The 26,800-nt window shown below is 69.1% G+C and carries 18 protein-coding genes and 2 pseudogenes; 12 read left to right on the forward strand and 8 right to left on the reverse strand.

Annotation, left to right across the window (positions count from 1 at the left end):
* Positions 1-66: 66 nt before the first annotated feature.
* On the reverse strand, positions 67-1,557 hold the full coding sequence (locus ACFYXB_RS23745; protein ID WP_389585551.1) for a glycoside hydrolase family 3 protein: 1,491 nt from the start codon (positions 1,555-1,557) through the stop codon (positions 67-69).
* Positions 1,558-1,985: 428 nt separating this feature from the next.
* On the opposite strand from ACFYXB_RS23745, the gene ACFYXB_RS23750 reads away from it, so the two are divergent.
* The 3 genes and pseudogenes from ACFYXB_RS23750 to ACFYXB_RS23760 all read left to right on the forward strand — a co-directional run.
* Positions 1,986-2,750, forward strand: coding sequence for a GntR family transcriptional regulator (locus ACFYXB_RS23750; RefSeq protein ID WP_351357194.1), 765 nt, complete (start codon positions 1,986-1,988; stop codon positions 2,748-2,750).
* 179 nt (positions 2,751-2,929) lie between these two features.
* Positions 2,930-4,264, forward strand: coding sequence for an NB-ARC domain-containing protein (locus ACFYXB_RS23755; RefSeq protein WP_389585555.1), 1,335 nt, complete (start codon positions 2,930-2,932; stop codon positions 4,262-4,264).
* A gap of 118 nt (positions 4,265-4,382) precedes the next feature.
* Positions 4,383-4,764: pseudogene (locus ACFYXB_RS23760) on the forward strand (SDR family NAD(P)-dependent oxidoreductase); the annotation flags it as partial.
* 181 nt (positions 4,765-4,945) lie between these two features.
* On the opposite strand, the gene ACFYXB_RS23765 reads toward ACFYXB_RS23760, so the two are convergent.
* Positions 4,946-7,489 carry a discoidin domain-containing protein gene (locus ACFYXB_RS23765; protein WP_389585558.1) on the reverse strand — a complete coding sequence of 848 codons (2,544 nt, stop codon included), beginning with the start codon at positions 7,487-7,489 and terminating at the stop codon, positions 4,946-4,948.
* 368 nt (positions 7,490-7,857) lie between these two features.
* Between ACFYXB_RS23765 and ACFYXB_RS23770 the strand changes: the two genes are divergently transcribed.
* Complete coding sequence (locus ACFYXB_RS23770; RefSeq protein ID WP_389585561.1) at positions 7,858-8,934, forward strand: chitinase; 1,077 nt, start codon at positions 7,858-7,860, stop codon at positions 8,932-8,934.
* A 60-nt stretch (positions 8,935-8,994) separates the two neighbouring features.
* Here ACFYXB_RS23770 and ACFYXB_RS23775 read toward each other — a convergent pair whose 3' ends face one another.
* Entirely contained in the window at positions 8,995-10,497 is a 1,503-nt protein-coding gene (locus ACFYXB_RS23775; protein ID WP_389585563.1) for an LVIVD repeat-containing protein, read from the reverse strand.
* A 190-nt stretch (positions 10,498-10,687) separates the two neighbouring features.
* On the opposite strand from ACFYXB_RS23775, the gene ACFYXB_RS23780 reads away from it, so the two are divergent.
* The 7 genes from ACFYXB_RS23780 (at position 10,688) to ACFYXB_RS23810 (ending at position 21,665) form a co-directional block, all read left to right on the forward strand.
* Positions 10,688-11,332 (forward strand): DUF305 domain-containing protein, encoded by a 645-nt coding sequence (locus ACFYXB_RS23780; protein WP_389585566.1) that lies wholly within the window; start codon positions 10,688-10,690, stop codon positions 11,330-11,332.
* A 162-nt stretch (positions 11,333-11,494) separates the two neighbouring features.
* Positions 11,495-12,505, forward strand: a complete 1,011-nt coding sequence (locus tag ACFYXB_RS23785) for a LacI family DNA-binding transcriptional regulator (RefSeq protein ID WP_389585568.1) — start codon at positions 11,495-11,497, stop codon at positions 12,503-12,505.
* A gap of 211 nt (positions 12,506-12,716) precedes the next feature.
* On the forward strand, positions 12,717-14,051 hold the full coding sequence (locus ACFYXB_RS23790; protein WP_389585570.1) for an ABC transporter substrate-binding protein: 1,335 nt from the start codon (positions 12,717-12,719) through the stop codon (positions 14,049-14,051).
* A 7-nt stretch (positions 14,052-14,058) separates the two neighbouring features.
* A complete protein-coding gene (locus ACFYXB_RS23795; RefSeq protein WP_389585572.1) occupies positions 14,059-15,006 on the forward strand; it encodes a carbohydrate ABC transporter permease in 948 nt (315 codons plus the stop codon).
* Positions 15,007-15,053: 47 nt separating this feature from the next.
* A complete protein-coding gene (locus ACFYXB_RS23800; protein ID WP_389585574.1) occupies positions 15,054-15,860 on the forward strand; it encodes a carbohydrate ABC transporter permease in 807 nt (268 codons plus the stop codon).
* Between the two features lie 40 nt (positions 15,861-15,900).
* Positions 15,901-18,630: an alpha-mannosidase gene (locus ACFYXB_RS23805; protein ID WP_389585576.1), complete on the forward strand. Its 2,730-nt coding sequence runs from the start codon at positions 15,901-15,903 to the stop codon at positions 18,628-18,630.
* Positions 18,631-18,689: 59 nt separating this feature from the next.
* Positions 18,690-21,665: a glycoside hydrolase family 2 TIM barrel-domain containing protein gene (locus tag ACFYXB_RS23810; protein ID WP_389585578.1), complete on the forward strand. Its 2,976-nt coding sequence runs from the start codon at positions 18,690-18,692 to the stop codon at positions 21,663-21,665.
* A 206-nt stretch (positions 21,666-21,871) separates the two neighbouring features.
* Here ACFYXB_RS23810 and ACFYXB_RS23815 read toward each other — a convergent pair whose 3' ends face one another.
* Together ACFYXB_RS23815 and ACFYXB_RS23820 are read right to left on the reverse strand one after the other, a co-directional pair.
* Complete coding sequence (locus ACFYXB_RS23815) at positions 21,872-22,786, reverse strand: cyclase family protein (protein ID WP_389585713.1); 915 nt, start codon at positions 22,784-22,786, stop codon at positions 21,872-21,874.
* 137 nt (positions 22,787-22,923) lie between these two features.
* On the reverse strand, positions 22,924-23,601 hold the full coding sequence (locus ACFYXB_RS23820; protein ID WP_389585581.1) for a TetR/AcrR family transcriptional regulator: 678 nt from the start codon (positions 23,599-23,601) through the stop codon (positions 22,924-22,926).
* 163 nt (positions 23,602-23,764) lie between these two features.
* Here ACFYXB_RS23820 and ACFYXB_RS23825 point away from each other — a divergent pair, with 163 nt between their 5' ends.
* A complete protein-coding gene (locus ACFYXB_RS23825; protein ID WP_389585582.1) occupies positions 23,765-24,328 on the forward strand; it encodes an ATP-binding protein in 564 nt (187 codons plus the stop codon).
* Between the two features lie 19 nt (positions 24,329-24,347).
* Here the strand turns inward: ACFYXB_RS23825 and ACFYXB_RS23830 are convergent.
* The 3 genes and pseudogenes from ACFYXB_RS23830 to tnpA form a co-directional block, all read right to left on the reverse strand.
* A pseudogene (locus ACFYXB_RS23830) lies at positions 24,348-24,788 on the reverse strand (chloride channel protein); the annotation flags it as partial.
* Positions 24,789-24,821: 33 nt separating this feature from the next.
* A complete protein-coding gene (locus ACFYXB_RS23835; RefSeq protein ID WP_389585585.1) occupies positions 24,822-26,180 on the reverse strand; it encodes a beta-1,3-glucanase family protein in 1,359 nt (452 codons plus the stop codon).
* A 196-nt stretch (positions 26,181-26,376) separates the two neighbouring features.
* Complete coding sequence (tnpA, locus tag ACFYXB_RS23840; protein ID WP_389585587.1) at positions 26,377-26,793, reverse strand: IS200/IS605 family transposase; 417 nt, start codon at positions 26,791-26,793, stop codon at positions 26,377-26,379.
* Between the last annotated feature and the right edge of the window lie 7 nt (positions 26,794-26,800).

Consider the following 26,800-nt stretch of genomic DNA (forward strand, 5'->3'; position numbering starts at 1 on the left):
AGGAACATGCCGAGGCCCCCGGCGCAGCCACGCCCCGGAGGCCCTGGTGTCGTACGGCGCTCGGTGTCAGCCCGTGACGATCGCCTCCGCCGCGGCCACTCCACAGACACGGGCTGCACCGTGCGTAGCGATGTGTACGGCGCCTCGCGGAGGGGACTGCGGTATGCCCATCTCGACGACGATCGTGTCCGGGCGGGCGGCGAGGAGCACGTCCAGGGCCGACCTCATCCACGCGTGCCGGTGCTCGTCGCGGACCACCGCGACGATACGGCGGGCGCCCGCCGCGGCCAGGGCCTCGGTGCCCGCGTCCGGCCCCGTGAAGGTCCCGGTCGTCGTGCCCGGCAGCAGCCGCTCCAGCTCCGGTCCGACGCCCCACGGAGTCACGTCCCCCACCGCGATGTTCGGAACGGGGTTGAAGGTCGCGACGTACACCGGCCCGTCCACCGGCGCCGCGGGTCCCTGGCGCCGTACGGCAAGCGCACGGCGGGCCGCCACCAGGCCGATCTCCGGGTCGGGCGCCGCATCCGCCGCCGCGTGCCGTCGCGTCTCGACGGTCCACCGAGCCAGCCGCCGCACGCGGGCAGCGGCGTCGGCCAGTCGCTCCTGCGGCATCTCCCCGCTGTGTACGGCTGCCACGAGCGCGTCCCTGAGACTCAGCACCGTCTCCTCGTCGCACAGCCCGCCGCCCACGCAGATGGCGTCGGCGCCCGCAGCGATCGCCATGACGACCCCGCGCTCCAAGCCGTACGCCCCGGCGATGGCCCGCATCTCCATGCCGTCGGTGACGATCAGCCCGTCGTAGCCCAACTCGCCGCGCAGCAGGTCGGTGAGGACACGGCGCGAGAGGGTGCCGGGGCGCTCCGGGTCCAGCGCGGGGACGAGGATGTGGGCGCTCATGATGGCCTGCGTGCCGGCCTCGATGGCCGCGCGGAACGGCACCAACTCCCGCTCGCGCAGCGTCACTTCGTCGACGTCGATGCGCGGCACGGCATGGTGCGAGTCCACGTTGGTGTCGCCGTGTCCGGGGAAGTGCTTGGTGCACGCGGCGACGCCGCTGGACTGCATGCCCTGGACGTACGCCGCCGTGTGCCGCGCCACCAGATCGGTGTCGGAACCGAAGGCGCGCACCCCGATGACCGGGTTGTCGGGGTTGGCGTTGACGTCCGCTGACGGCGCCCAGTTGAGGCTCACGCCGCATTCCGCGAGGCGACGGCCCAGCTCGCGTGCGACGCGCCGGGTGAGATCGGGGTCGTCGACGGCTCCGAGCGCGTGATTGCCGGGAAACGCGGAGCCCGTGTGGACGTCCAGGCGCGTGACGTCGCCGCTCTCCTCGTCGATGGCCACCAGCAGATCGTCCCGTTCTGCCCTCAACTGCTGGGTCAGGGAGGCGACTTGTTCCTGGGTGACGACATTGCGGCCGAACAGGGCCACGGAGGCGAGACCTTCACCGACGCGGCGGCGCACCCAGTCCGGTGCGGTGGTGCCGGCGAACCCCGGTTGCAGCACCGCGAGGGCGTCCCGGGTGAGGGTCTCGTTGCCGGTGGCGATAGTGGTCATCGGTGACGTCATCCCTTCACGGCGCCGTCGGCGAGGCCGCGCGCAACCGCGTGTTACTGAGGTGGAAAGTGATCGAAAGGGGGCACGAGGGGAAAGCCGGACAGCATCAAGGCGCACCACCACGAGTGCCGGGCCGCACCACGCCTCCACCTCCTTCACGAACTGCCACGACTCGCCCCCGGCGATGTTCCGAGCACGCCGCCACCGCACGCGGGCGGGGCCCGGCGCGCCAAGTGGTGTAGACCTGCACGAGGGAGCTTGGCCTAGACTTTTGGGCAGCGTCAAGGCCGCAGAAGTGACCGATCTCGACACTTACGCGAAGAACGTCCCGCGATATCCGGCCGCGCAGCGCATTCACCGGTTGGACTAGACCAAAGACAGGTTGGCCGCTATAACGGGGTCCGGCGAGAGAGCCGGGAAGGCAGGCAATGACCACCGACGTCAGCAGCGCCCAGCAGCACGGGGCGGCGTCCGGCCGCACAGCGCGAGTGCCGAAGTACTACCAAGTCAAGCAACAGGTCCTCGAGATGACGGATGCGCTGACGCCCGGTTCCCGCATGCCGGCCGAGCGATTACTCGCCGTCCAGCTCGACACCTCACGCACCACCGTCCGGCAGGCGTTGCAGGAACTCGTCGGTGAAGGCCGCCTGGACCGGATTCAGGGCAAGGGCACGTTCGTCGCCCGGCCCAAGCTCTACCGCACCCTCCTGCTCACCTCCCACACCGAGGACATGAAGGCCCAGGGCCTCGAACCAGCCTCCCAGGTCCTGGAAATGGGCCAGATCGAAGCGGACGGGAAACTGGCCGGCCTGCTCGGCATCGCCGTCGGCGAGAGCGTGCTGCGCATCGAACGGCTGCGGCTGGCCAGCGGCGAGCCCATGGCCATCGAGACGACCCACCTGTCCACCCGGCGATTCCCCCGGCTACGGCAGTCGTTGGCCACCTACAGCTCGCTCTACACGGCACTCGCCGAGGTGTACGGCGTGCATCTGACGGAGGCCGAGGAGGCCATCGAGACATCACTCGCCACTCCCCGCGAGGCCGCCCTCCTCGCCACCGACGTGGGCCTGCCGATGCTGCTGCTGTCCCGCCACTCGCGCGACGCACAGGGCACACCCGTGGAGTGGGTGCGCTCGGTGTACCGCGGCTCCCGCTACAAGTTCACGGTGACCCTGATGCGCCCGGCGGACTGACCCCGCCCCGCTTCCCCCTCCCCCGCTCCCGAGACGGCCGTACGGAGCACAACTCCTCCCTCCTCCTCCCCGCGGCGAGCTTCCTCTGTCGCTCCCGCAGGCTCACCACCGTCCCGGCGTCCGGACATCGGGACAGCACCGAACGACGAAATGGGCGTGATGTGAGCGATACATCCACGTTGAACACGCTTGCGGCGGCACTGGTCAACGCGCGCGAGGCGGCCTGTCTCACCCAGGAGGACCTCGCGGAGAGGTCGGGGCTCAGCGTGCGGGCCATCCGCAATCTCGAAACCGGTCACACCTTGCGGCCCCGAAAGCAGTCACTGCTCCTGCTCGGCAAGGCGCTCGGGCTGCCACCCGCCGAGGTCGGCCGGTTACTTCGCACACCCCGGGAGGCGAACCGGACCGAACGGCCGCCCAGGTTCCTGCCCGCCGAACTGCCCGCGGCCCCCCGCGATCGTCTGGTCGGGCGAGAGCGGCTCATCGACTCCCTTCGCGCCCATCTCGCAACGCGGGAGCTCCGGGATCGCGGACGGCCGGCCGTCGTCGTCGGCCCTCCTGGCGCGGGCAAGACGTCGCTCGTGCTCCAGGTCGCGCACGGCGTACGCGACCGGTTCCCCGAGGGACAGGTCTTCGTCGACCTGCATCCGGCCTCCGGCGACCCGCTCACACCCGACATGCTCGTGCGCCGCATTCTCCGTTCGCTCGGCGGCGCAGCCGCCGCCGAGAATCCGGAGGAGGCCGGCGCCCGATTGCGGGACGCGCTGAGCAGGAGACAGGTCCTCGTCGTTCTCGACAACGTCGACAGTGAGGCACAGGTACGGCCGCTGCTCGTCGACGACGCCCGAAGCGCCGTCCTCGTGGCCGCGCGGCGCGAACTCGCCGCCCTTCCCGGGCAGTTCCGGCACCGGATCGGTGGTCTCGACCCGATCGAGTCCCACAAGATCCTGGAGGATCTGGTGGGGGCCGTACGCAGCCGGGCGGAGCCGTCGGCCGCGATGAGCATCGTACAGTCCTGCGGGCGGCTGCCTCTGGCTCTGCACATCGCCGGGCTGTGGCTCTCGGCACGACCGCACCGTGCCCTGCGGGACCTCGCCGGCCGTCTGGTGGACGAGCGGGACCGCCTTCCGTTCCTGCGGCTGGGGGATCTGTCGTTGCAGGCGAGCGTGGCGGCCCGGCATCAGGTCCTGCCGGCCTCTGTCACCGCCGCGCTGCGGCAACTCGGCGCGTTGCGCGGTGACTTCGGCATCGACGACGTGGTGGCGCGTGCGGCTCCTTCGAGGGAGGTCGCGGTGGACCTCCTCGACGAGTTGCTGGACCGCCAGGTCACCTATGTCAGCAAGTCCTGTGGCAACGATCGGGTGCGCTACCGGTTGTACGACTCGGTGCGCCTGTACGTGGCGTACGGCCCCGGGGGTCCGCCGAGCGACGGCGAGCCGGCCGGCTCGGTCTGGCTTCCTCGCCAGGCCGGGACGACGAGGGTGCCGGTCAGCGCAGAAGAACGCAGGCGATGAGGACGGCCAGGGCTGCACCGCCCTCCCGCCCGGCGGATCAACCCGCTCCGCCGACTCACTCGAACGGCTCGAGGCGAAAGCTTGCCTTGAAGTCCGCTTCAATTCGTAGCGTGACGGCATGACAACACCTCAGCACAGCATCGAGTCGGGCTTCGGGGCGCACAGCACCGCCCGGGGCGGTCGTGCGCGGAATCGACCTCACCGGAAGACTCGCGGCCGTCACCGGCGGCTACGCGGGCCTGGGCCTGGAGACGACGCGGGCACTCGCCGACGCGGGTGCCCGCGTCGTGGTCCCGGCCCGGCGTCCCGCAGTCGCGCGGGAGGCGGTGGCCGGCATCGAGGGCGCGGTGGTCGATGAGCTGGATCTGGCCGACCTCGACAGCGTCCGGAGCTTCGCGGAGCGCTTTCTCGCCTCCGGTCGCCGTGTCGATCTGGTGATCAACAACGCCGGGATCATGGCCTGCCCGGAGACCCGGGTCGGCCCCGGCTGGGAGGCGAGGGATCCCGTACAGGCGGCGCGGCTGTGGGCGCTGTCGGCCGAACTCACCGGCGTCGACGCGTTCGTGGCAACCACCTGAGCGGTCCCGCCCCAACGCCGCTGCGCGGCGGCACCGCTGGAGGCTGTGCCCCAGGCGGTGCCGCTTCGTCGTACCGTGCCCGTGCGCGTTCAGGCGCTAGGTGTCACGGGAACTGGGTGAGCTTCGACGGGACGGTGTCCGTTCCCGACGTCGGGGCGCCCGTGTTGTTGATGACATGGGCGTACTGGCCCTTGCCGCCCAGGGAGATCACCAGGATGTCGTGCATCTTGATGCCCGTCTTGACGGGCACCTGGAAGCCGTGGGCCTGGACGATCGACGGGTCGGACGTGTAGTTGCAGTAGCTGCCCAAGCCCCACGCCTCGTGGTCGTTGACGGTGTCGGCGACCTTGTAGGCCGCGTAGCCCACGATGCCGTCGTGGGTGATGGCGGCGGCGTTCGGGGCGTCGTAGGCCTTCTCGTTCTGGAAGAAGATCGTGCGCCCGCGCTCGCCGCTCCACAGCACGTCGTACTTGTTGAAGTGCTCGACGAACAGGCCGGTGGCCAGGACGTCGTCGCCGTTGACGCGCAGTCCGTAGTCGGCTCGGTTGGTGTCCCAGCCGACGCCCTCGCCGTGGTCGGCACGCCAGATCCAGGTGTGATCGATGACCACGTCGTCGCTGTTGACGACGACGGAGTTGGTGGCCAGGCCCGGGCCCGCGCCGCCGATGCGGATGAACACGTCCTGCATGGTGGTGGGGTTGGCGGAGTGGTCGGCCGCCGAGCCGGACGGGCCGATCTGCAGGAGCGTGTCGGAGTTGGCGGAACCGGCGTCGATCAGGAAGCCCGCGAGCCTGACTCCGTCGACGTCCGCCACGTGCATGGCGTCGACGCCGTTGTCCGGGACGAGGGTGGCCAGGCCGAGGCCGAGCACGACCGTGTTGGCCCGCGTCACGTTCAGGGTCTGGTTCAGGTGGTAGACACCGGGCGTGAACAGCAGGTTGAGGCCCTGGGCCAGCGCGGCGTTGATCGTCGTCGCGGTTGCGCCGGGCTTGACCACGTAGAACTGGTCCAGCGGGATCGAGGTGCCGGCGTTGGCGGGCCAGGACACGCCCCGCGCGTTCGTGCGCTTGGCCGGGACGAAGACCTTGTAGGCGCTGCCGTCGAGGTAGAGGAACGGCTTCTCACGCGAGACGGGGGTGGTGTCCAGCGTGGTGTACGGACCGCTGTCGAAGTTGGTCGCCGGGGCGCCCTGGACGCCGGAGAACGTCATGTTCCACACGCCGTTGGTCCAGCCGCCCACCGAGCTGTCGCGGGTGTACCACTGCTGCTGGGAGTACGGCCCGACCGTACCGTCGATCTTCGAGTCGGCGATGTAGCCGCCGGAGGCCCAGCCGTAGCCGTTCGGGGCGAGGTTGAGGCCGCCCTGGACGTGGATACGGCGGAACGGCGCGGCCTGGGCGACGGCCCAGCGGTCGTCGCCGCTGACGGGACGGATGGCGAGGTTCTCCGCCGAACGCCAGAAGTTCTGCGTCGCATTGCCGTTGAACCAGCCCGCGTCGACGGTGATGTCACCGTTGATCTGGGTGTCGTCGGGGTTGAGGCCCAGGCCGGAGATCGAGGTGTAGAAGCCGAGTTGGGCGTTGATGCCGTTGTAGGTGCCCGGCTTCAGGAGGAACTGGTAGCGGCCGCTGCCGAACTGGCTGGACTCCTGCTGCGCGAAGACCTGGTCGAACTTCTGCTGGAGGTTGGGCGTCGAGGGGTCCACGACGATGACGTTGGGACCGAGGTCGCCGCCGCCCTGGACGGGAGGCGTGCCGGTCGATCCCGTGTGGACGGCGACCTCCCACAGGGAGTACCCGTAACCCGTCCCGCGTACGGTGCCGTTGATGCGGACGTAGCGGCCCGAACCGCTGACGTCGTAGGACGCGGTGCCGCCGGTCGCGCCCGTGACGCTCTTGAGGGTGGTCCAGTTCTGGCCGTCGGTGGACGCCTGGATCTGGAACTCCTTGGCGTACGCCGCCTCCCAGTTGAGGTCCACCTTGCAGACGTCCTGGACCGATCCCAGGTCGACGCGCACCCACTGCGGGTCGGACGCCTGGCTGGACCAGCGGGTGCCGGTGTCGCCGTCGAAGGCGGCGGACGCGGGAGTGCCCGCGTTCTCCGTCGAGGACGCCGTGGCCGTCTTGCCCTGCGCGGCGTTGGCCGTGCCGCAGGACGGCGCGGTGCCGCCACCGGTGGTTCCGAAGACCTGGAACTCCCAGAGCGAATAGCCCCATTGGGTGGCCCGGTGAACGCCGTACATCCTGACGTAGCGGCCCTGGCCCGAGACGTCGAGCGTGTCGACGCCGCCGTCGCCGCCGGTGACGGACTTCAGGTCGGTCCAGCTGCTGCCGTCCTGGGAGACCTGGATCTTGTAGTCGCTGCCGTAGGCGGTCTCCCAGTTGAGGACGACCTGGGTGACCGAGGCCGTGGTGCCGAGGTCGACCTGGAGCCACTGAGTGTCACTGGCGGCCGAGGACCAGCGCGTACCGGTGTTGCCGTCCACGGCACCGGCGGCCGGGGTTCCGGCGTTCTCGTCGGAGGACGAGGTGGCCGTTCTGCCCTGGGACAGCAGAGTGTCGGCCGCCGCGGCCGGTGTGTGGGCGACGGGCAGGGTGATCAGCGCTGCCATGGCAGCCAGCGCGACACCCAGGGATCTCAGCTTCATGTGGGGTTCCCCTGCGGGTGCGAAGTGTCGGTGGTCACGACGAGCGGTGGCGGTGAAGTGCGGCCCTGCCATGTGCCCCGATCGACGTGAGGGCCGAACAGGCCCATGGATTCGCTTAGTTCACGACTTGATTTAACTGATGAGTCGTCGGGGCAGGCAAGCCCCGGGACACAGGAATCTTTCAACTTCTTGCCGCCGATGCGCGCCTACCACGGGCCCGCGTATTCAAGAAGTGGAGGGTCGCCACATCAACTGCCCGGTCGGCGAGGTCAGTTCATCGTAAAGAACCTTGACAGACGATTGGTCTAGTCCAAACATGGCTGTCCTCGCGTACGCAATTGCCTGCTCATTTCACTCTGGGAGCGTCCATGAGACGATCTGGCCCTGTTCGCACACTGCTGTCCGGTGTGACCGTCACCGCACTGTCCACCGCGCTGATCTGCCTGGCGGGAACCGGCGCGGACGCCTCGTCGCGTGCGCACTCGTACGCCGGCAGACCCATGCCCGCACATGTGGCGGCGCCGTACTTCGAGGCCTGGACCGGTGACAGTCCGGCCCGGCTCGCCGCCGAGTCGGGCAACAAGTACCTCACGATGGCCTTCCTCCAGACGGACCAGGCCGGTTCGTGCACCGCGTACTGGAACGCCGACACCAGCCAGCCGATCTCGAAGACCGCCTTCGGTGCCGACATCGCCGCGATCCAGGCCCGCGGCGGCAACGTCATCCCGTCCTTCGGCGGATACAGCGCCGACACCACCGGCACCGAACTGGCCGACAGCTGCGCCGACGTCCACGCAATAGCCTCGGTGTACGAGAGCCTGGTCAAGACGTACGGCGTCACGCGCATCGACCTCGACATCGAGGCCGACTCGATCAACAACGCCGCCGGCATCGACCGCCGCAACAAGGCCATCGCCGAGGTCCAGCGCTGGGCCGAACGCACCGGGCACAGCGTGGAGTTCTCCTACACCCTGCCGTCGACGACCACCGGTCTCGCGCCGAGCGGGGTCGCCCTGCTGCGCAACGCGGTCGACAACGGCGCCCGCGTGGACGTCGTCAACATCATGACGTTCGACTACTGGGACGGCGCCACGCACGACATGGCGGCCGACACGGAAACCGCCGCGGCCGGCCTGCACGGCCAACTGGCCGCCCTCTACCCGAAGAAGAGCGCGGAGAAGCTCTGGCGCATGATCGGCGTCACCGAGATGCCCGGCATCGACGACTTCGGCCCCGAGGAAACCTTCACGACGCAGGACGCGGTCACCGTCGAGAAGTGGGCCGAGGCCAAGAAGATCAACACCCTCTCCTTCTGGGCGCTCCAGCGTGACAACGGGGGCTGCGCCGGAACCGCCGGGGCCAACTCCTGCTCCGGGATCGACCAGGACACCTGGTACTTCAGCCACACCTTCGAACCGTTCACCCGGGGCGCGGGCGTCCGCTGACGGCCTGACACCGCCGCGAGCCCCGGGCGCCGACCGCCCGGGGCTCGCCGCCTCGCTCTGTCAGTCGAAGTAGTCGGGCTGCGTCTGCACGTTCAGCTCACCCAGGTGGATCCCCTTCGCAGGATCCGTCCGCCGGTCGCTGATCTTCAGGACGTCGAAGCCCTTGGCGATGTCGTTGGAGTAGATGTAGCCGTTGTAGTAGTACGCCGACCATGAGCCGCCGATCGAGAGCTGGTCGGTGGTCAGCGGACCGCGTTCGAAGTAGCCGATCTCCTTCGGCGCGGTGGAGTCGGTGAAGTCCCAGACGGAGACGCCGCCCTGGTACCAGGCCTGCACCATGAGATCCCTGCCCTTGACCGGGATCAGTGAGCCGTTGTGGGCCACGCAGTTCTCGGTGTCCGCCTGGTGGCGGGGGATCTTGTAGTAGCTGCGGAAGACGAGCTTGCGCCCATCGCCCTTGCCGACGATGTCGTAGATGCCGTCGGCCCCGCGGTTCGGTCCGATGGCCGCGTTGCAGGTGGCCGCACCGCCGCCGCCCAGTTCGTCGGTGAAGACGACCTTGTCGGCCTTCTGGTTGAAGGTCGCCGAATGCCAGAACGCGAAGTTGACGTTGTCCTGGACCTGGTCGATGACCTTCGGGTGTGCCGGGTCCTTGATGGACAGCAGGATGCCGTCACCCATGCAGGCGCCCGCGGCCAGGTCCTTGGACGGCAGGACCGTGATGTCGTGGCAGCCGGTGGTCTTGGAGACGCCGGGGTTGGTGGGTGCACCCGGGTTGCCGCCGCCGTCCGGGCCCTCACCAGGGAACAGCACCGGGAAGTCGACGACCGCCGCCTTCTCCGGGGCGTTGCGCGGGACCTTGATGACGGAGATACCGTCGTGCGGCGGCCGGCAGTCGGGGTAGGTGGCGCTCGGCGAGTACGAGGCCACGTAGATGTAGACGTTCCCGCGCTCGGGCACCAGCGTGTGCGTGTGCGAGCCGCAGTTGGTCTCGACGGCGGCGACGTACTTCGGGTTGGTCTTGTCGCTGATGTCGAAGACCTTCATGCCCTCCCACGAGGACTTCTCGGTCGCCGGCTGCGTGGTGCTGTTGCAACTGCTGTCGCTGCGCGAGGAGTCGGTGGAAAGGAACAGCAGGTCGCCGGAGACGGACACGTCGTTCTGTGAGCCCGGGCACAGGACCTGGGCGACCGTCTTCGGGGAGCTCGGATTGCCGATGTCGAAGATACGGAAGCCGTCGTAGTTGCCCGCGAAGGCGTATCTGCCCTGGAAGGCCAGGTCCGAATTGAGCCCGAGGAGGGCGTCCTTGGGGACGTTGACGAGGTGTTCGATGTTGGTGGAGTGGACGATCTCGTCCTGGCCGGGTATCTCGCCGCTCGCGATGGCCTCCCGCGCCTCGGCCTGCGCGCTGCGGGAGACCGCCGTGCCCGTGGCCGGAGCGTCCCCTGGGTCGGGGGTCGCGGTGGCCGGAGCTGCCGTCACGAGGGCGGCCAGCAGTCCAGCGGCCGCCGCGGCAACTCCCAGGCGTCTGCGTCGCGTTAGAGGGTCGTTCAACAGGATCACTGTTTCCTCCCTTGTGCCGTTCGCCTCAGAACGGTTCACGCATCCCGCAGTATCGTCTTCATCATGCACATACCAATAGAGGGCAACGTACTTGTAATGAAGGTTTTCGATCGGTAACGCGCGGAAGCCTGCAAGGACAGTCACCACACTCACGAGGTGTCCCTCAACCCGCCTGTCACAGGAGGTCGTTGTGCAGCTCCGCCGCACGTCACTCGTCGCGATCGCACTGTCCGTCGTGGCCGTGCTCGGCAGTGGGGGGTGCGATTCCGGTACGACGGCGAAGCCCGCCGCGGTCAACGGCCCTTCGGTGATCGTGCCGGGCGAGCCCGGAGAGGCGAACCGGACCCTGTCCGCCGAGGATGCCGCCGAGCAGCGGGCGGAGGACGACTCCCCCAACTCCGCGGACGTCTCCTACGCGCAGATGATGATCGAGCACCACGCGCAGGCGCTGGACATGACCGAACTCGCCCCGAAGCACGCCGATTCCACACAGGTCGAACGGCTCGCCGAGCGGATCGCCGCCGCCCAAGGGCCGGAGATCAAGGCCATGCGGGGCTGGCTGACGTCGTACGGCAAGCCGGAGAAGCCCGGCGGTCACGCGCACACCGCGATGCCCGGAATGGCGACCGAGGCACAGCTGAAGCGACTGCGCGCGGCCGAGGGGAAGGCCTTCGACCGGCTCTTCCTCACGCTGATGATCACGCATCACGAGGGGGCGATCACCATGGCAACCGACGTGAAGGCACAGGGCAACAACATCCGGATCGAGGAGATGGCCGACGATGTGATCGCCCAGCAGACCAGCGAGATCGCGAGAATGCGCAAGATGCTGTAGAAGGCAGGAATTTGGGAGACAGTTCCAGTTCCATCAGAATCGCCCGCAATGTCATGTTTCATCGGCCGGGATGCCGGGACTCTCCTCGCGCGGCCGCGAACGGCACAGGCATACTCGGGCCCTGCGGGCGCGCCGGTGTCCGTGAGAACCAGGAGGTGGGCGATGGTGTCGTCGTCGGTGTCGGGGACGGAGCCCCGGAAAGTCACGATCCATGACGTCGCCCGGTCCGCCGGAGTGTCACGTCAGACCGTGTCGCGGGCGCTGAACGACAAGGGCGAGATCGACGGCTCCACCAAGCAGCGCGTCCTCGACGCCGCCCGCGCGCTGGGCTACCGGCCGAGCCGGTTCGCCCGCGGACTGGTGCGGCAGGACACCACCACCATCGGGCTGGTCATCCCCGACCTGCTCAACCCGTTCTTCACCGAGGTCGCCGCGGCCGCGCTGGAAGCGGCCCGGGCCCGCGGCTGGCACGTCGTCGTATACGACACCGCGGACAGGGCCGAGGAGGAGCTCGGCACGCTCCAGGTGATCAGCTCGCAAGTGGACGCGGTCGTTGGTTACTTCAGCTGCTCCGAGGACGAGCTGGAGCTGTTCACCCGGGGCATGCCGGTGGTGCTCATCGGCCGTGAGCACCACTCCGCGCGGTTCAGTTCGATCCGGATCGACGGCGGGGAAGGCGTCCGCGCCGCGGTCGCGTACCTGGTCGCGCAGGGCCACACGCGGATCGGGATGCTGGACCACTCCGGCCGTGCCGAGCCGAGCGTCCGGCACGAGTGGTTCACCACTGCGGCGTCGTCCCACGGGCTCGACGCCCGTATGGTGGTCGCCGCCGACCAGTCCGCCGACGGCGGCGGCGCGGCCCTCAAGAACCTGCTCGCCGCCCACCCGGACGTCACCGCGGTCTTCACCTTCAACGACATCATCGCGATCGGCGCCCTGCGCGAGGCGCGCCGGCTCGGCCGGAGCGTCCCGCGGGACCTGGCCGTGATCGGCTTCGACGGTCTGCAGCTCGGCGCGCTCATCGAACCCCCGCTCTCCAGCGTCGCCCTGGACACGCGCAGACTCGGCGCGCTCGCCATCGACCAGGTCGCACGGCTGCTGACCTGCGTGGACCCGCTCGGGGCCGACGACCTCGTCGTGCGGGCCGAGTTGCGATTGAGCGGGTCAGCTTAACCTTCCTGACTCGCCTGCGAAGCGCAGCCTTGACACTCGACTGCACCGGAGCGCACACTTCCGAACACTTCGCAACGCCATCCGTGAGCGTTCACGTGAACGCTCACGTGAACGCTCACGGGCGGCTGAACGATCGTTGCCGGTAAGCCGCCCGAGGTGTCAACGTCGACCCGTCTAGCGCCCTCGCTAGTCGCTCTCTGGAACGGAAGATATGAGCAACACAGTCACGCGCATCCGCCTCGCCACTGTCGCCGCCGCGGCCGGTGTCGCCGTACTCGCCGGATGCTCGTCGCCAGCGCCGTCGGACAAGGCATCCGCGGCCTCCTGCACGCCCGCGAAGGGCAAGGTCACCCTGCAGTACTGGAACACCGTTCCGGGGATGGACAAGGTCGTCGCCCTGTGGAACGAGAAGAACCCGAACATCCAGGTGCAGACGAAGAACATCTCCAACGACCAGTACGGAACTCTCGGCAACGCCCTCAAGGCGGGCAAGGCGCCGGACCTCGCTCAGGTCGGTTACGACGAGCTCCCCAACCTGCGCACCCAGAACGCGTTCGTGGACGCCTCAGCCTGCTCGGCAGCCACCGCGGCCAAGTCGCAGTTCGTGCCGTGGACCTGGTCGCAGACCAGCTTCGGCGGCACCGGCGTGTTCGCCTTCCCGCAGGACACCGGCCCGATGGCCCTCTACGTGCGCAGCGACCTCTTCAAGCAGCACGGCCTCACGATCCCGAAGACCTGGGACGAGTACGCAGCGGATGCGCAGAAGCTGCACAAGGCGGACCCCAACCTCGACATCACGTTCTTCGACCCGAACAACGCCGAGTGGTTCAACGGACTCCTCTGGCAGAACAACGCCGAGATGTACAACTACTCCGGCAACAAGTGGCAGGTCACCGTCGCATCCGACCAGAGCAAGCAGGTCGCCGACTACTGGCAGAAGCTGATCGACGCCAAGCTCGTGCGCACCGACCTCGCCAACGGTTCGACCCAGATGTACGCCGCGTACCAGAAGAACCAGATCGCCACCTACGTCGGCGCCGCCTGGGGCTACAGCCTGATGCGTGACAACCTGCCCAAGCAGGCCGGCAAGTGGTCGATCGTCCCGATGCCGACATGGGGCTCGAGCGCCGCATCCGGCGACTGGGGCGGATCCACCGTCGCGTTCATGAAGGGCAGCACGCACCTGTACGAGTCGGTCAAGTTCAACACCTGGCTGAACACCGACCCGGAAGCCCTCGCGCTGGAGAACAAGCTGGGCGGCCTCTACCCGGCGGCCACCGCCGGTTCGAAGCTTCCCGCACTCTCGCAGGGCGTCCCGTACTACAACAACGAGAAGATCTTCAACGTCTTCGCCGATGCGTCCAAGAAGATCGACACCAACTTCTCCTGGGGTCCCACCCAGAAGACGGTGAACCTGGCGCTTCAGGATGCGATGGCCAAGGCGGCAGCCGGCAGCGGCACGCTCACCGACGCACTCTCGGCCGCCCAGGCGAGCGCACTGAAGTCGATGAAGGATCTCGCGATCCCGGCTGCGGCGGGCAAGTGACCGCAGCATGACTGACACCGCAACCCGCGCGACCCGCGTGGTGGCTGCGAACCGGGGCCGCCGGCGTCACAACGGCGGCGGCCCCCGGGCGGGCACCATCGCGGCGTTCCTTACTCCGTTCTTCCTCCCGTTCGTGCTGTTCTACCTGGTGCCGATCGGCTACGCGATCTGGCAGAGCTTCCTCGTCGTGCGCCGCACCGGCGGCCAGTACGGCACGTCGTACACGACCTTCGGCGGCTTCGAACAGTACGTGCAGGTGTTCCAGAACAACGAGTTCTGGAACAGCATCGGGCGCATCGGACTGTTCGGCATCGTGCAGGTGCCGGTCATGCTGTTCGTCGCGCTGGTCATGGCGCTGCTGCTCGACACTCCCCTGCTGAAGCTCAAGTCGTTCTTCCGCATCACGGCGTTCATGCCGTATGCCGTGCCCGGCGTCATCGCCGCGATCATGTGGTCGTTCCTCTACTCGCCGCAGCTCAGCCCCGTCATCGACCTGCTGAAAGCCATCGGACTCCAGCCCGACTTCCTCGGTCCGGGCGCCGTGCTGTGGTCGGCGGCGAACGTCTCGACCTGGCTCTGGACCGGCTACAACATGCTGATCATGTTCTCGGCACTGCAGTCGATCCCGCAGGAGCTCTACGAAGCCGCCAAGCTCGACGGTGCGAGCAACTGGGCGATCGCGTGGAAGATCAAAGTCCCGATCATCTCCCCGTCGATCATCCTCACCACGGTGTTCTCGATCATCGGCACGCTGCAGCTCTACGCCGAGCCGGCCGTGCTGCGCCAGATCTCCTCGAACATCTCGAGCACGTTCACACCGAACATGCTCGCGTATGCGGTGGCCTCCGGAAACAACTACCAGCAAGCAGCAGCGATCTCCGTGGTCATCGCCCTCATCACCTTCGTCTTGAGCTTCGGATTCATGCGACTGACCTCGAAGAGGGCCGGACTGTGAGCAACCAGCCCCTGATTCGCGAAAGCCGCGTCAGCCGCACGGCTGTCATGGCTCTGATGTTCCTCCTGGCGATCTACTTCCTGCTGCCGATCTACTTCCTGATCGTCGCGGCGACGAAACCGCAGGGCGACCTCGCCTCCACCAACGGACTGGCGTTCTCGCACTTCAACCTGTTCAAGAACCTGAGCACCCTGTTCAGCCAGAGCAACGGCATCTTCGTGCAGTGGGCTGTGAACAGCGTGATTTACGCGGTGCTGGGCGCGGTCGTCGGAACCCTGCTCTCCGCGCTGTGTGGCTACGCGCTCGCCAAGTTCGAGTTCCGGGGCCGCGAGTTCCTGTTCTCCGTCATCCTCGGCGGCGTCCTCGTTCCCACCACCGCGCTCGCGCTCCCGCTGTTCCTTCTGTTCTCGGCGACCGGGATCGTCAACACCTACCTCGCGGTGTTCCTGCCCAGCATCGTCAGCCCGTTCGGCGTCTACCTCGCCCGCATCTTCGCTGCCGCCGCCGTACCCGAGGAACTCCTCGAGGCGGCGCGCCTGGACGGCGCCGACGAGTTCCGCACGTTCTTCTCGGTGGCGCTGAAGCTGATGGCGCCGTCGCTGGTGACCATCTTCCTGTTCCAGTTCGTCGCCATCTGGAACAACTTCTTCCTGCCGATGGTGATGCTGCAGAAGGAGTCGCTCTTCCCGATCACGCTCGGCCTCTACGAGTGGAACGGTCAGACCTCCCGTGTCCCGCTCCTCCAGGAATCCGTGATCACCGGCTCGCTGGTCTCGATCGTGCCCGTGATCATCGTGTTCATCCTGCTCCAGCGGTTCTGGCGCACCGGGCTCGCCTCCGGCTCCCTCAAGTAACACCGCACCCCCCCGCCAATACAGAACGGTCCCTCTCGCCATGCAGAACTCCGCCGTCTTCGTGCCCCACTTCCACTGGGACCGGGAGTGGTACGAGCCTTTCCAGGTGTTCCGGCACCGGCTCGTCACCGCCCTCGACACCGTGCTGGAGACGGCCGAGTCGAACCCCGACTTCCGGTTCACCGTCGACGGGCAGATGGCCGCGATCGAGGACTACCTGGAGATGCGACCGGAGAACCGCGACCGTGTCGTGGCCCTGGTCACCGGCGGCCAACTCGCCATCGGACCGTGGCTCATCCTGCTGGACGAGTTCCTCTGCTCCGGTGAGACCATCGTCCGCAACCTGCAGATGGGATGGGCGGCCGCGGCACGGCTCGGCGGCTCGATGCCCGTCGGCTATCTGCCGGACATGTTCGGCCACATCGCGCAGATGCCGCAGATCCTGGCGCGCGCCGGCATCGAGCACGCGGCCCTGTGGCGCGGTGTGCCCGGCTCCGTCTCCGGTCACGCCTTCCGCTGGCGCGCTCCCGACGGCTCCGAAGTACGCACCGAGTTCCTCTTCGACGGCTACGACAACGGCCTCGACGTCCTGCTGGTGCCCGACCAGATCGGGCGCGCGCTCGGCGAGTACGCCGAGATGACGGCCGAACGGTGGGGCGGCGACCCGGTGCTGGCGATGGCCGGAACCGACCACAGCGCACCCGACCCGCGCCTCGCGGACTGGCTGCGGCGCGCGTCGAGCCCGGAGCGCCCCATCACCCTCGCGACACTCGACGAGTACATCCGTGAACACGTGCGCGACGAGGTGTCCAGCTGCGTCACCGGTGAACTGCGCAGCCATGTGCGGGGCAACATTCTCCCGGGTGTGCTCTCCGTGCGGCTCGGGCTCAAGCAGGCGATGGCCGTCGCCGAGCGCACCGTCGACCACGCCGAGCGGATGAACGCCCTGTGGTCCCGGCGCGACGACTCTCCGTTCCTCACGCTCGCGTGGCGCAAGATCATCGAGTCGACCGCGCACGATTCGGTGGTCGGCTCCGGCACCGACGAGACCTGCGAGCAGGTCGAGGCACGGCTCGCCGAAGCCGCCCAGACCGCGCGCGCCGTGCGGGACGCGGCCCTCGCCGAGCCGGCCGCCCTGGTGCCGAGCGACGGATACCTGATCGCCAACCCTCTGCCGTTTGCCCGTACGGCTCTGGTCGAGGTGGATGTCGCGGCCTCCTCCGAAGGAGCGGTCCTGGTCGCGACGGCCGCCGACGGCTCGGCGCATCCGGTGCAGCTGGTCTCCGAGGCCCCGACCGTGCTCAGCGACGAGCGCATGGACGCCTCGCAGCTCGAACGGGTACTGCGCCGCATCCACCGCCGCGAGCTCTTCGGCCGGCTGATCGACCACTACGAACTCACCCCGGGCTCGCTCGTCTTCCACCTCGCCGAGGTACCGGCAGACGCACCGTTCGACCTGCTGATCCTGCGCCGCGAGGTCGCCGCCGCGGCTGCCGCACATCCGGGTGAGTGGCGGGTGCTGACGCTGACGGAGGCACGGGCGACCGCGCTGGTGCCGGTGCGGGTGCCGGCCTCCGGGCTCGCGAGTTTCCGGGTCGGTCCGGGTCACCGGGCTGTCTCGCTGCCGACGGACTTCGCACCCGCGACGGCGACGGCTCGAGCGCTCTCGAACGGGCTCGTCGAGGTCGCGGTCGCCGCCGACGGCACTCTGGACGTGACCGGCGCCGACGGCACCGTACTGCGCGGAGTCGGCCGTCTCGTCGACGGCGGCGACCGCGGCGACAGCTACAACTACGCTCCCCCGGCCCGGGACGTGCTCGTGTCGGAGCCGACGGAGATCGCCGTCGAACTCCTGGAGAGCGGCCCGCTGCGTTCCACGCTGCGCGTCACCCGCGTCTACGAGTGGCCCGCCGCCCTTTCCTCCGACCGCGACGTGCGCAGCGGCCCGACCGGGCCGACGCCGGTGGAGACGCTCGTGGAAGTGCGCGCGGGTGAGCCGTTCGTGCGTGTGTCCACGTCGTTCCTGAACCAGTCCGCCGACCACAGGCTGCGCTTCCATGTGCCGCTGCCCGAGCCGGTGGCCGGGTCTGCGTCCGCCGGGCAGTTCGCCGTCACCGAGCGAGGGCTCACCGCGGAGGGCGGCTGGGGCGAGTACCCGCTGGCCACGTTCCCCGCGAGTTCGTTCGTGTCGGCCGACGCAGCCAACGTCCTGCTCGACCACTCCAGCGAGTACGAACTCGTCGACGACGGCCGCGAACTCGCCATCACCGTGCTGCGCGCGATCGGCTCGATCAGCGTGAACATCCATCCCCTCCGTGACGAACCCGCGGCGAGCGAGATTCCCGTTCCGGGTGCGCAGGACCTCGGGACGCGCGTCGAGAACCGCCTGGCCGTCGTGCCTTCGGCGAGCGGCTGGCGCGGCGCCGGCGTGGTCGCTCTCGCCGAGGAGTTCCGGAACGACGTGCTGGTCGTCCGCGGGACCGCGCCGGGCGCCGGCCAACTGCCGCCCGACGTAGTCGGCTTGCAGGTGGACGGTGCGGACGTCCTCGTGTCGAGCATCCGCCGTGTCGACGACGGCGATCGCGGCGCCGGCACCGAGATCCGGCTGGCCGCGATGAACGACACGGAGTCGACCGTCCGCGTGTCCGGCGCGTTCACCAAGGCCACCACGGTCGATCTGCTCGGCCGCCCCCTCGCGCCGGCGCCGGTCGCGGACGGGCTCGAACTCGCCCTCGGCCCCTGGGAGATCCGCACGGTCGTGGTCCGCTAGGGATCCTCAGCCGGCCTTCGCATCCCCCCGCCTGCTACCCAAGAAAGAGTCGTGACCTCTTGCTCCCCGAGCTTTCCGCGTATGTGTCCGACATCGCGCCAGGGCGTGGCGCGCTGCGCCCGGCGCGCTCGTGGCTGCACTCCGACGCCCCCACCCGTTCGCTGAACGGGGATTGGCATTTCCGGCTGTCGCCGACGCCGTCGGTGGCGGAGGACTTCGCGGCCGAAGGCTTCGACGACAGCGGCTGGGACGACATCCCGGTGCCCTCCCACTGGGTGCTCCGGGGCGACGGTGCCTACGGCCGGCCGATCTATACGAACGTGCAGTTCCCGTTCCCGATAGACCCGCCCCATGTGCCGGACGAGAACCCCACCGGCGACTATCGCCGCCACTTCGACCTGTCGCCCGACTGGGCGGAGGCCGAGCGCGTGGTGCTGCGGTTCGACGGTGTCGAGTCGTTCTTCAGGGTGTGGGTGAACGGCGTCGAGATCGGCAGCGCCGCCGGCAGCCGGCTCGCCCACGAGTTCGACGTGACGTCATCCGTACGCCCCGGCGGCAACGTCATCGCCGTACGGGTGCACCAGTGGTCGGCGAGCAGCTACCTCGAGGACCAGGACCAGTGGTGGCTGCCCGGCATCTTCCGTGACGTCACCCTGCTCGCGCGGCCGGCCGGGGGCATCGAGGACGTCTGGCTACGGACCGGGTTCGAGGACGGGCGCGGCCAGGTCGAGCCGGAGGTGACGGCCGATGCGGCCGCGTTCCCCGTCACCCTGCGCATCCCCGAACTCGGCATCGAGCACGTCTGGGGCACCGCGTCCGAGGTGGCCCCGCTCGACGTCGGCGGCGTGGAGCCGTGGTCGGCCGAGCGGCCTCGGCTGTACGACGTCACCGTGTCGACGGCCGCGGAGAGCATCGCCCTGCGGGTGGGTTTCCGTACGGTCGAGATCCGGGGCGACCGGTTCCTGGTCAACGGCCGCCGCGTCGTCTTCCACGGGGTCAACCGCCACGAGACCCACCCCGAGCGCGGCCGGGTCTTCGACGAGGCGCACGCACGCGAGGACCTGGCCCGCATGAAGCGGTTCAACGTGAACGCGATCCGCACCAGTCACTACCCGCCGCATCCACGGCTGCTCGACCTCGCCGACGAACTCGGGTTCTGGGTCGTCCTCGAATGCGATCTCGAGACGCACGGCTTCGACACGACGGACTGGGTCGGCAATCCGAGCGACGACCCGGCGTGGCGCGAGGCGTACCTCGACCGGATCCGGCGCACCGTCGAGCGGGACAAGAACCATCCCAGCATCGTGATCTGGTCGCTCGGCAACGAGGCGGGAACGGGCAGCAACCTCGCCGCGATGTCGGCGTGGGTGCACGCCCGCGACGCCGGCCGGCCCGTGCACTACGAAGGTGACCACGCCGGCGACTACACCGACGTCTACTCGCGCATGTACGCGTCGGTGCCGGAGACGGAGCGGATCGGGAGCGACGACTCGGACTCGACGCTGCTGAACTGCACGCCCTCGCAGAGCGCCAGGCAGCGCACCAAGCCGTTCCTGCTGTGCGAATACGCCCACGCGATGGGCAATGGGCCCGGCGGACTCGACCAGTACGAGGCGCTCGTGCACCGGTATCCGCGGCTGCACGGCGGCTTCGTCTGGGAGTGGCGCGATCACGGCATCCTGGCGACGGCCCCGGACGGTACGCCCTACTACGCGTACGGCGGCGACTTCTCGGAGGCCGTCCACGACGGCAACTTCGTGATGGACGGAATGCTGCTGAGCAACGACGTCCCGACGCCCAGCCTCCACGAGTTCAAGGCCGTCGTACAGCCGGTCCGCTTCACCTTCACCGGTGACGACGTGGTGATCACGAACCTCCGGCACTCGGCCGACACGTCCGACCTGCGATTCCGCCTGCGCGTTGAGCACGACGGAACTCCCGTGGATTCAAGGGACTTGACGATTCCCGTCGTCGCGGCGGGCGAGTCGGCGCGCGTGTCGTTGCCCCGGACACCTGTGGCGGAGGACGCGGAGACGTGGGTCTCGCTCGACGCGGTGCTGGCGGCCAAAACCGCCTGGGCGCACGAAGGCCATGTGATCGCCTCCGCTCAGCTGGACCTTACGCCGCGCCGTCCCGCACCCGGCGTCCGGCGCCGGACCGGGTGGCGCCGTGCCGACGGGACTCAGGTGCTGGGAATCGGCGAGTTCGTCGAAGGCTCCGTCGTACGCCTCGCCGGTCGCACTGTGGCGGGCCCGCGGCTGGAGCTGTTCCGTGCCCCGACCGACAACGACGAGAGCGCGTCCGAGGAGGTCGAGGAGAGCGACGCCGACATCCCCGGGGTGTCCAACGCCGAACTGTGGCGTCGCGACGGTCTCGACCGGCTGACCACGCGCCGGCTGTCCGTCGAACGCACCGCGGACGCCCTGCGCACCCTCGCCAAGGTCTCCGCGGCGAACTCGGCCCTGTCCGTGATGGTGGAGACCGTCTGGTCGATCGAGGCCGACGCACTGGAACTGCGTGTGGAGATCGAGCCGTCGAGCGGCTGGCGGACGGTGTGGCCGCGCATCGGGATCCGCTTCGACCTGCCCGATGGCGCTGCTCCGGTCGACGGCGCCGAGTGGTTCGGCCTCGGCCCGCACGAGTCCTACCCGGACAGTCTCCGCGCGGCACGCATAGGCCGCTTCGCCTCGGGCATCCACGATCTCTCCGTGGAGTACGCGCGCCCCCAGGAGAGCGGACACCGCTCCCGGCTGCGACAGCTCTCACTGACGAGCGGCGGCACCGAGGTACTGCGCGTCGCGGCACTCCCCGACACACGTGGACGGCTCCCCGGCTTCACCCTCAGCCGCCACAGCCCCCAGCAGATCGCACGAGCGGCCCACCCGTTCGAGCTCCCGGACTCGACGACGAGCCACCTGATCATCGACGCCGCCCAGCACGGGCTCGGCTCCCGGGCCTGCGGTCCGGATGTCCGGCCCGAGTTCTCGCTTCGTCCCGAATCCCGCACGATCCGCCTGCGCATCGCAGCGGGTTGACCCCCCGGACTCCGCCCGCACGCCGGCGCCCCTCACTCGTTCGGTGTCCCCGCTCGCGGACGCCCGCGTGCGGGGACGCCGGAGTGTGCGCACAGTGGGACTCACGGGTCGCGTGACGACAGTGAGGGGCGATTATCGTAACGGTGCTGTCGAACGTACGCGTCCCGTGGCCGTACGACACCTGGAACAACGCGCGTCCCGGCCGCTCACAGGACGGCGATCGGGTTCACCGGAGAACCGGTGGCCGCGGGCAGTCTGAGGGGCGCGACGACGCACAGGAAGCTCCAGCGGCCGAGTTGTTCGCAGACCGGGAGCAGTTCCTCGAAGTCCAGGTAGTCCATGAGGTGCAACCCCAGGGCGTTCACGGCGAGTACGTGGACGGGGAAGGGGACCTCGGCCACCGCGCTGGGAGCCGTGTCGTTGTTGCCGTCCGACCCGAGGGCGGCCACGCGGCGTTCGACCAGGAAGGACATCGCCGCGGGGTGCAGTCCCGCCCGCGCCTGTGCGGCATTCCAGGGGCCGAGGCTCCGGCGCCGATGGCGGTGCCCGACGCGCACGAACAGCAGATCGCCCGGTCCGACCGTGACGTCCTGGGCGGTCTCCGCGGCCAGGAGGTCGTCGGCCGTCACGAAGTCGCCGGGATCCAGCCATGGCTCGCCCCGCAGGCGCGGGATGTCCAGGAGAACACCGCGGCCGACGATGCCGTCCCGCACCAGGGCCAGGGTGAGCGCGTCGGCACCGTCCGGTGTCACGCTGCTCGCCGGGACACCGCCGTGGAGTTCGCCGTCGAAGATCACGTGGCACAGCGCGTCGAGGTGACTGTCGACTTCCCCGTGCACGTTCATCGCGAACCGGTCGCGGGCGAAGTGCAGTCCGGGCGCCTCGGCCTCGTGTCCGGTGGGTGCGGTCATCCGGTGGGACGCGGGCTCGGGGTTGTCCGGACCCGGCTCGGTCTCGATGGGGGCGGCGAGCGACACGCTGCGTCCGCGCCGTACCCCGGCGGCGGCGGCCACGACACGCTCGGGCGTCAGATGAGCCAGCGCTCCAGGCCGCTCGTCCGTGCCGCGCGGGGCCTGCTCGCGCAGCCGGCGGTACAGGGACAGGAAGTCCGCCCCGGACATCCAGTGCGGTGTCGCCGGGTGCGAGAGGGCGGGATGGTGGTGCGTGCTCATGGTGACCGATGGCCTGACCGGGCGGGAAGTCATGGTTCACCGCCCCGGGAGACGGAGCGTCGGCTCGGCCCTGTTCGTACGAACCGTCACGTGAGCTCCTCCTCGTCGGCTCGGGGCTCTGGTTCCAATGTCGACCTCCGTCGGCCGCTACGCATCCCGGGGTCCTCGGACGTCGTCCGCCACCCGGGCTCCAGGCGGTCGAGGAGCAGGCGGAAGGCCGTGGTGGCCCGTGCCCAGTCGCCGGTGGCCAGGGGGGCGAAGAGGAGGCCGAAGACGGTGTCGACGAGGAGCGTGGCCTCGTGCCGGGCGCGCGCTTCGGGCATGCCCAGGCCGCTGTAGAGGGTGGCCATCAGGTCCGTCCACTCGCTGAGCAGATCACGCATCAGCGGCCCGTAGCGGTCGGGGTGCAGCAGGCTGGTGGTCATCATCTCGAGGTACAGCGGGAGCGTGGCATGGATGTCGGGGGTGTCGAACCGCAGCCACAGCTCGTCCAGCAGGCGGCGCAGGGCCGCGGTGTCCCGCGGTGGACCGGCCGCGGCCAGGTCTTCGCGGACCCTGAGGAGCGGTCGTCTCTCGTCGATGGCGAGGGCCTCCGAGACCATCCGCTCCTTGGTCCCGAAGTAGTACAGGAGCATGCGGTCGCTGGTGCCCAGGGACCGTGCCAGGGGACGCAGGGACAGGTCGGCGAGGCCGTTGCGGAGCACGTACGCGCGGACGCGGTCCAGTAGTTCCCGGCGCTTGGCCGGATCGGCCGGGCGTGGCATGGACGCCTCCTGAGGCGGGGTCACGGACAGGCGACCCCTTATGTCTATCTTATTGCGCTTTACCTCTTTACCGTAGCACTCGCTACATGTATTCTATTCATGTAGCACTCGCTACATGCAAGGCAACCGGGCTGCACGAGATCGCCGAAGGGATTGATTCACCATGGCCCGCCCGACCGGTGCACAACGGCAGGGATGGGTGGCGAAGGACTCCTCGACGTCCTGGCTCGCGCGGCATCGCGGGCTGTGGGCACGCACACTGGCGCCGCTGCGTCCGCTGGACGCCCCCGCCGCGCGGGTCACAGCCCTGCAGGCGTCCTGGCCCCTGGCGCGAGACCTACGGTCGGCGGGCGTCGCGCGGCGAGCGGTGACCGGGCGGCTTCGCGAATGGAACCTGGACCATCTGACCGACAGCGCCGAGCTGCTGGTCAGCGAGCTGGTCACCAACGCCCTGCGGTACGCGCCCGGGCCCGTACGGCTCAACCTGCGAGTGACCGACAGCTGTCTGCGCTGCGAGGTCGAGGACACCCACGTCGCCGTCCCGGTGAGGCGCGGCGCCGACCACGACGCCGAGGGCGGTCGTGGCACGGAGCTCGTCGATCTGCTCAGCGACGGCTGGGGCAGCTACGAGACGGGGACGGGCAAGACCACCTGGTTCGAACTGACTGTTCCTCCCTGCCCCGAGAGCGCGGAGGGCGCCGGCGATCCGGTGTCGGTGGCGCTCTGACGGCACCGGCCGTGCGGGTCAGCTTGCTCTGCCCCGTCGACAGTCCGGTCCAGCGGCCGAACCCCGTGAAGACCAGCGACCCGATCCCGCTGGACACGAGCGCCGGGAGCATGATGGCGAAGAGTTGAGTGCCGCCCACTCCGGCCACCTCGATGAGGAACACGGCCCCGACCAGCGGATTGCCGAAGATCGCGGACAGCGCCGCCGCCGCACCGGCCGCGCCCAGAAGTGCCGAGCTCCGCGCGGTCACGGGGGCACGGGCCAGCCCCGCGAGGAGCAGTGCCAGGCCGCCACCCAGCGCGATCAGCGGGGCATCCGGACCGAGCGTGGCGCCGAGCGGCAGGCCGGCGACGGCAACGAGGATCACCCCCGGCAGGGCGGCCGAGAACATCCCGCCGGAGTACAACCCCGAGGCGGGAACGTGGCCGCCCGCGCCCGGGAGACGTGGGCCCGCCACGCCGGGTGCGGGGCGGGCCCGGACGGTGTTCGGTTTCTACCAGCCCACGGCGACCAGCAGCCACTGCGGATTGGCGTGGGAGACGAAGGAGGACTGGCCGGCCACATCGTCGTAGGGGAATCCGTAGGCGAGGCGGTTGATGGCGTTGTCGTGCCAGAACTTCGCGTAGTAGTTGGCAGGCGCGGCCTTGTAGTACTGGCTCGGGTCGCCCTGCTGGTTCGCCGGGAGTGTCGCGACGTGGCGGTTGAGCGCGGCGCACATGTCGGGGTTGGCGGCCAGGGACGCGGCGCAGCCGAAGATGTCCGAGGTGGCCGCGTTGACGCCGACCGACTGGGCGTAGGCGGTGAAGTAGCCGGCGTTGGCGCCGCCCGCGCGGAAGCTCGGGTCGCTGCCGGGGGCGATGATGCGGTACGGGGCCTGGGTCTGGGCGAGCACCTTGAACTCGGCCGGCACGTAGTCGGTGAACCGCTGGAAGGTGGTGGCGCGGTCCTCGGCGAACGTGCTTCGGTTCTCGCCGACCTCGACGTCGTAGCCGTCCTTGGTGTGCAGCCGCATGGCGAGCTTGAGACCGAAGGCGTCGACGCGGGTGGTGTTGCCGTTGAAGACGTTGTCGCCGACGGTGAACTCGATGAAGTCGTAGTAGGGGCCGTTCGGCGAGCCGAGGTAGAAGTACATGCGCCCCGCGGAGTTCGCCGGCATGTCCAGATAGGGCTGCTCGGCGATGGAGTGCACCTGGCCGTTGAAGCTCCAGTACACCTGACTGTCGGGGTACTTGCCGTTGGTGCGGTTGAGGATCTTCACCTCGACGACGTTGCGGGCCGGCGGAATGTCACTGGTGCTGCCCCAGAAGTCGTCCGGCGGCGGGGTGCTGCCGCCGGGTCCGCGGACCTCGAACTCCCAGAGGGAGTAGCCGTACGGCGTGCCCCGCTCGGTGCCGTAGAGGCGTACGTAGCGGCCGCTGCCGCTGACGGTGAGGTTCTGGGTGCCGCCGATGGCTGCGGTGGTGGAGTAGATCGTCGTCCAGTCCTGGGCATTGGCGGATGTCTGGATCTGGAACGATCTGCCGTACGCGGCCTCCCAGTTCAGGGTGACGCCGGTGAGCTGCTGGACCGAGCCCAGGTCGACCTGGAGCCACTGCGGATCGGCGAAGGCCGAGGACCAGCGGGTACCGGGGTCTCCGTCGACCGCCGCGGACGCCGGGAACACGGCGTTCTCGGTCGAGGAGGCCGTGGCGGGCCGTCCGCGGGAGAGCACGACGTCGGCCGCTCGAGCGGGCGACGGCGCCAGGGCGACGAAGCAGGCGGCGAGCAGAGTGAGGATCAAGCACAGAGCCGTTCGGGAACGCGTGGCGCTGGTCGACGGTCTTGCCGTGGGCGCGCTGAAGGTTGGCTGCATGGGGGTCTCCGAAGCCGGGCGGCCTGTGGGGATGGAGGGGCGGCAGTGCTTGAGAGCGCTCTCCCAGGGTTGTACTCCCGCCGGTTCCCGCGGTCAACAAGTGAACGCAGAACGAGGGAAGTTGGCCCCCGCCCCTGGCCTTGCGACCAGGAGTCGGCGACGGCTCACCATGCCGAGGAGTACGGCTCGTTCATGCTCACGCCGGCCGGTTCTGTTGCTCGATGTACTGCTTGACCACGGAGAGTGGGGCGCCGCCGACGGTTCCTGCAAAGTAGGAACCGGACCAGAGCTTGTTGGCCCGCCAGTAGTGCCGTACCAGGTCGGGGAACTCCTGGCGCAGGCGGCGGGAGGAGACACCCTTGAGGGAGTTGACGAGCTTGGTGACGGCGACCTTGGGCGGGAAGTTCACCAGGAGGTGGACGTGGTTGTTCTCGCCGTTGAACTCCACCAGTTCACACTCGAAGTCCGCGCACACCGACCGCATGATCTCCTCCATACGCACCAGATGAGCGTCCGTGAACACTTTGTGCCGGAACTTGGTCACGAAGACCAAGTGCACATGCATCACGAAAACACAGTGCCGGCCAGTTCTGATCTTCTGCATCTCACCCATAACCCAA

Origin of the sequence: Streptomyces sp. NPDC002619, from assembly GCF_042889305.1 — a bacterium.
GTDB lineage: Bacteria > Actinomycetota > Actinomycetes > Streptomycetales > Streptomycetaceae > Streptomyces.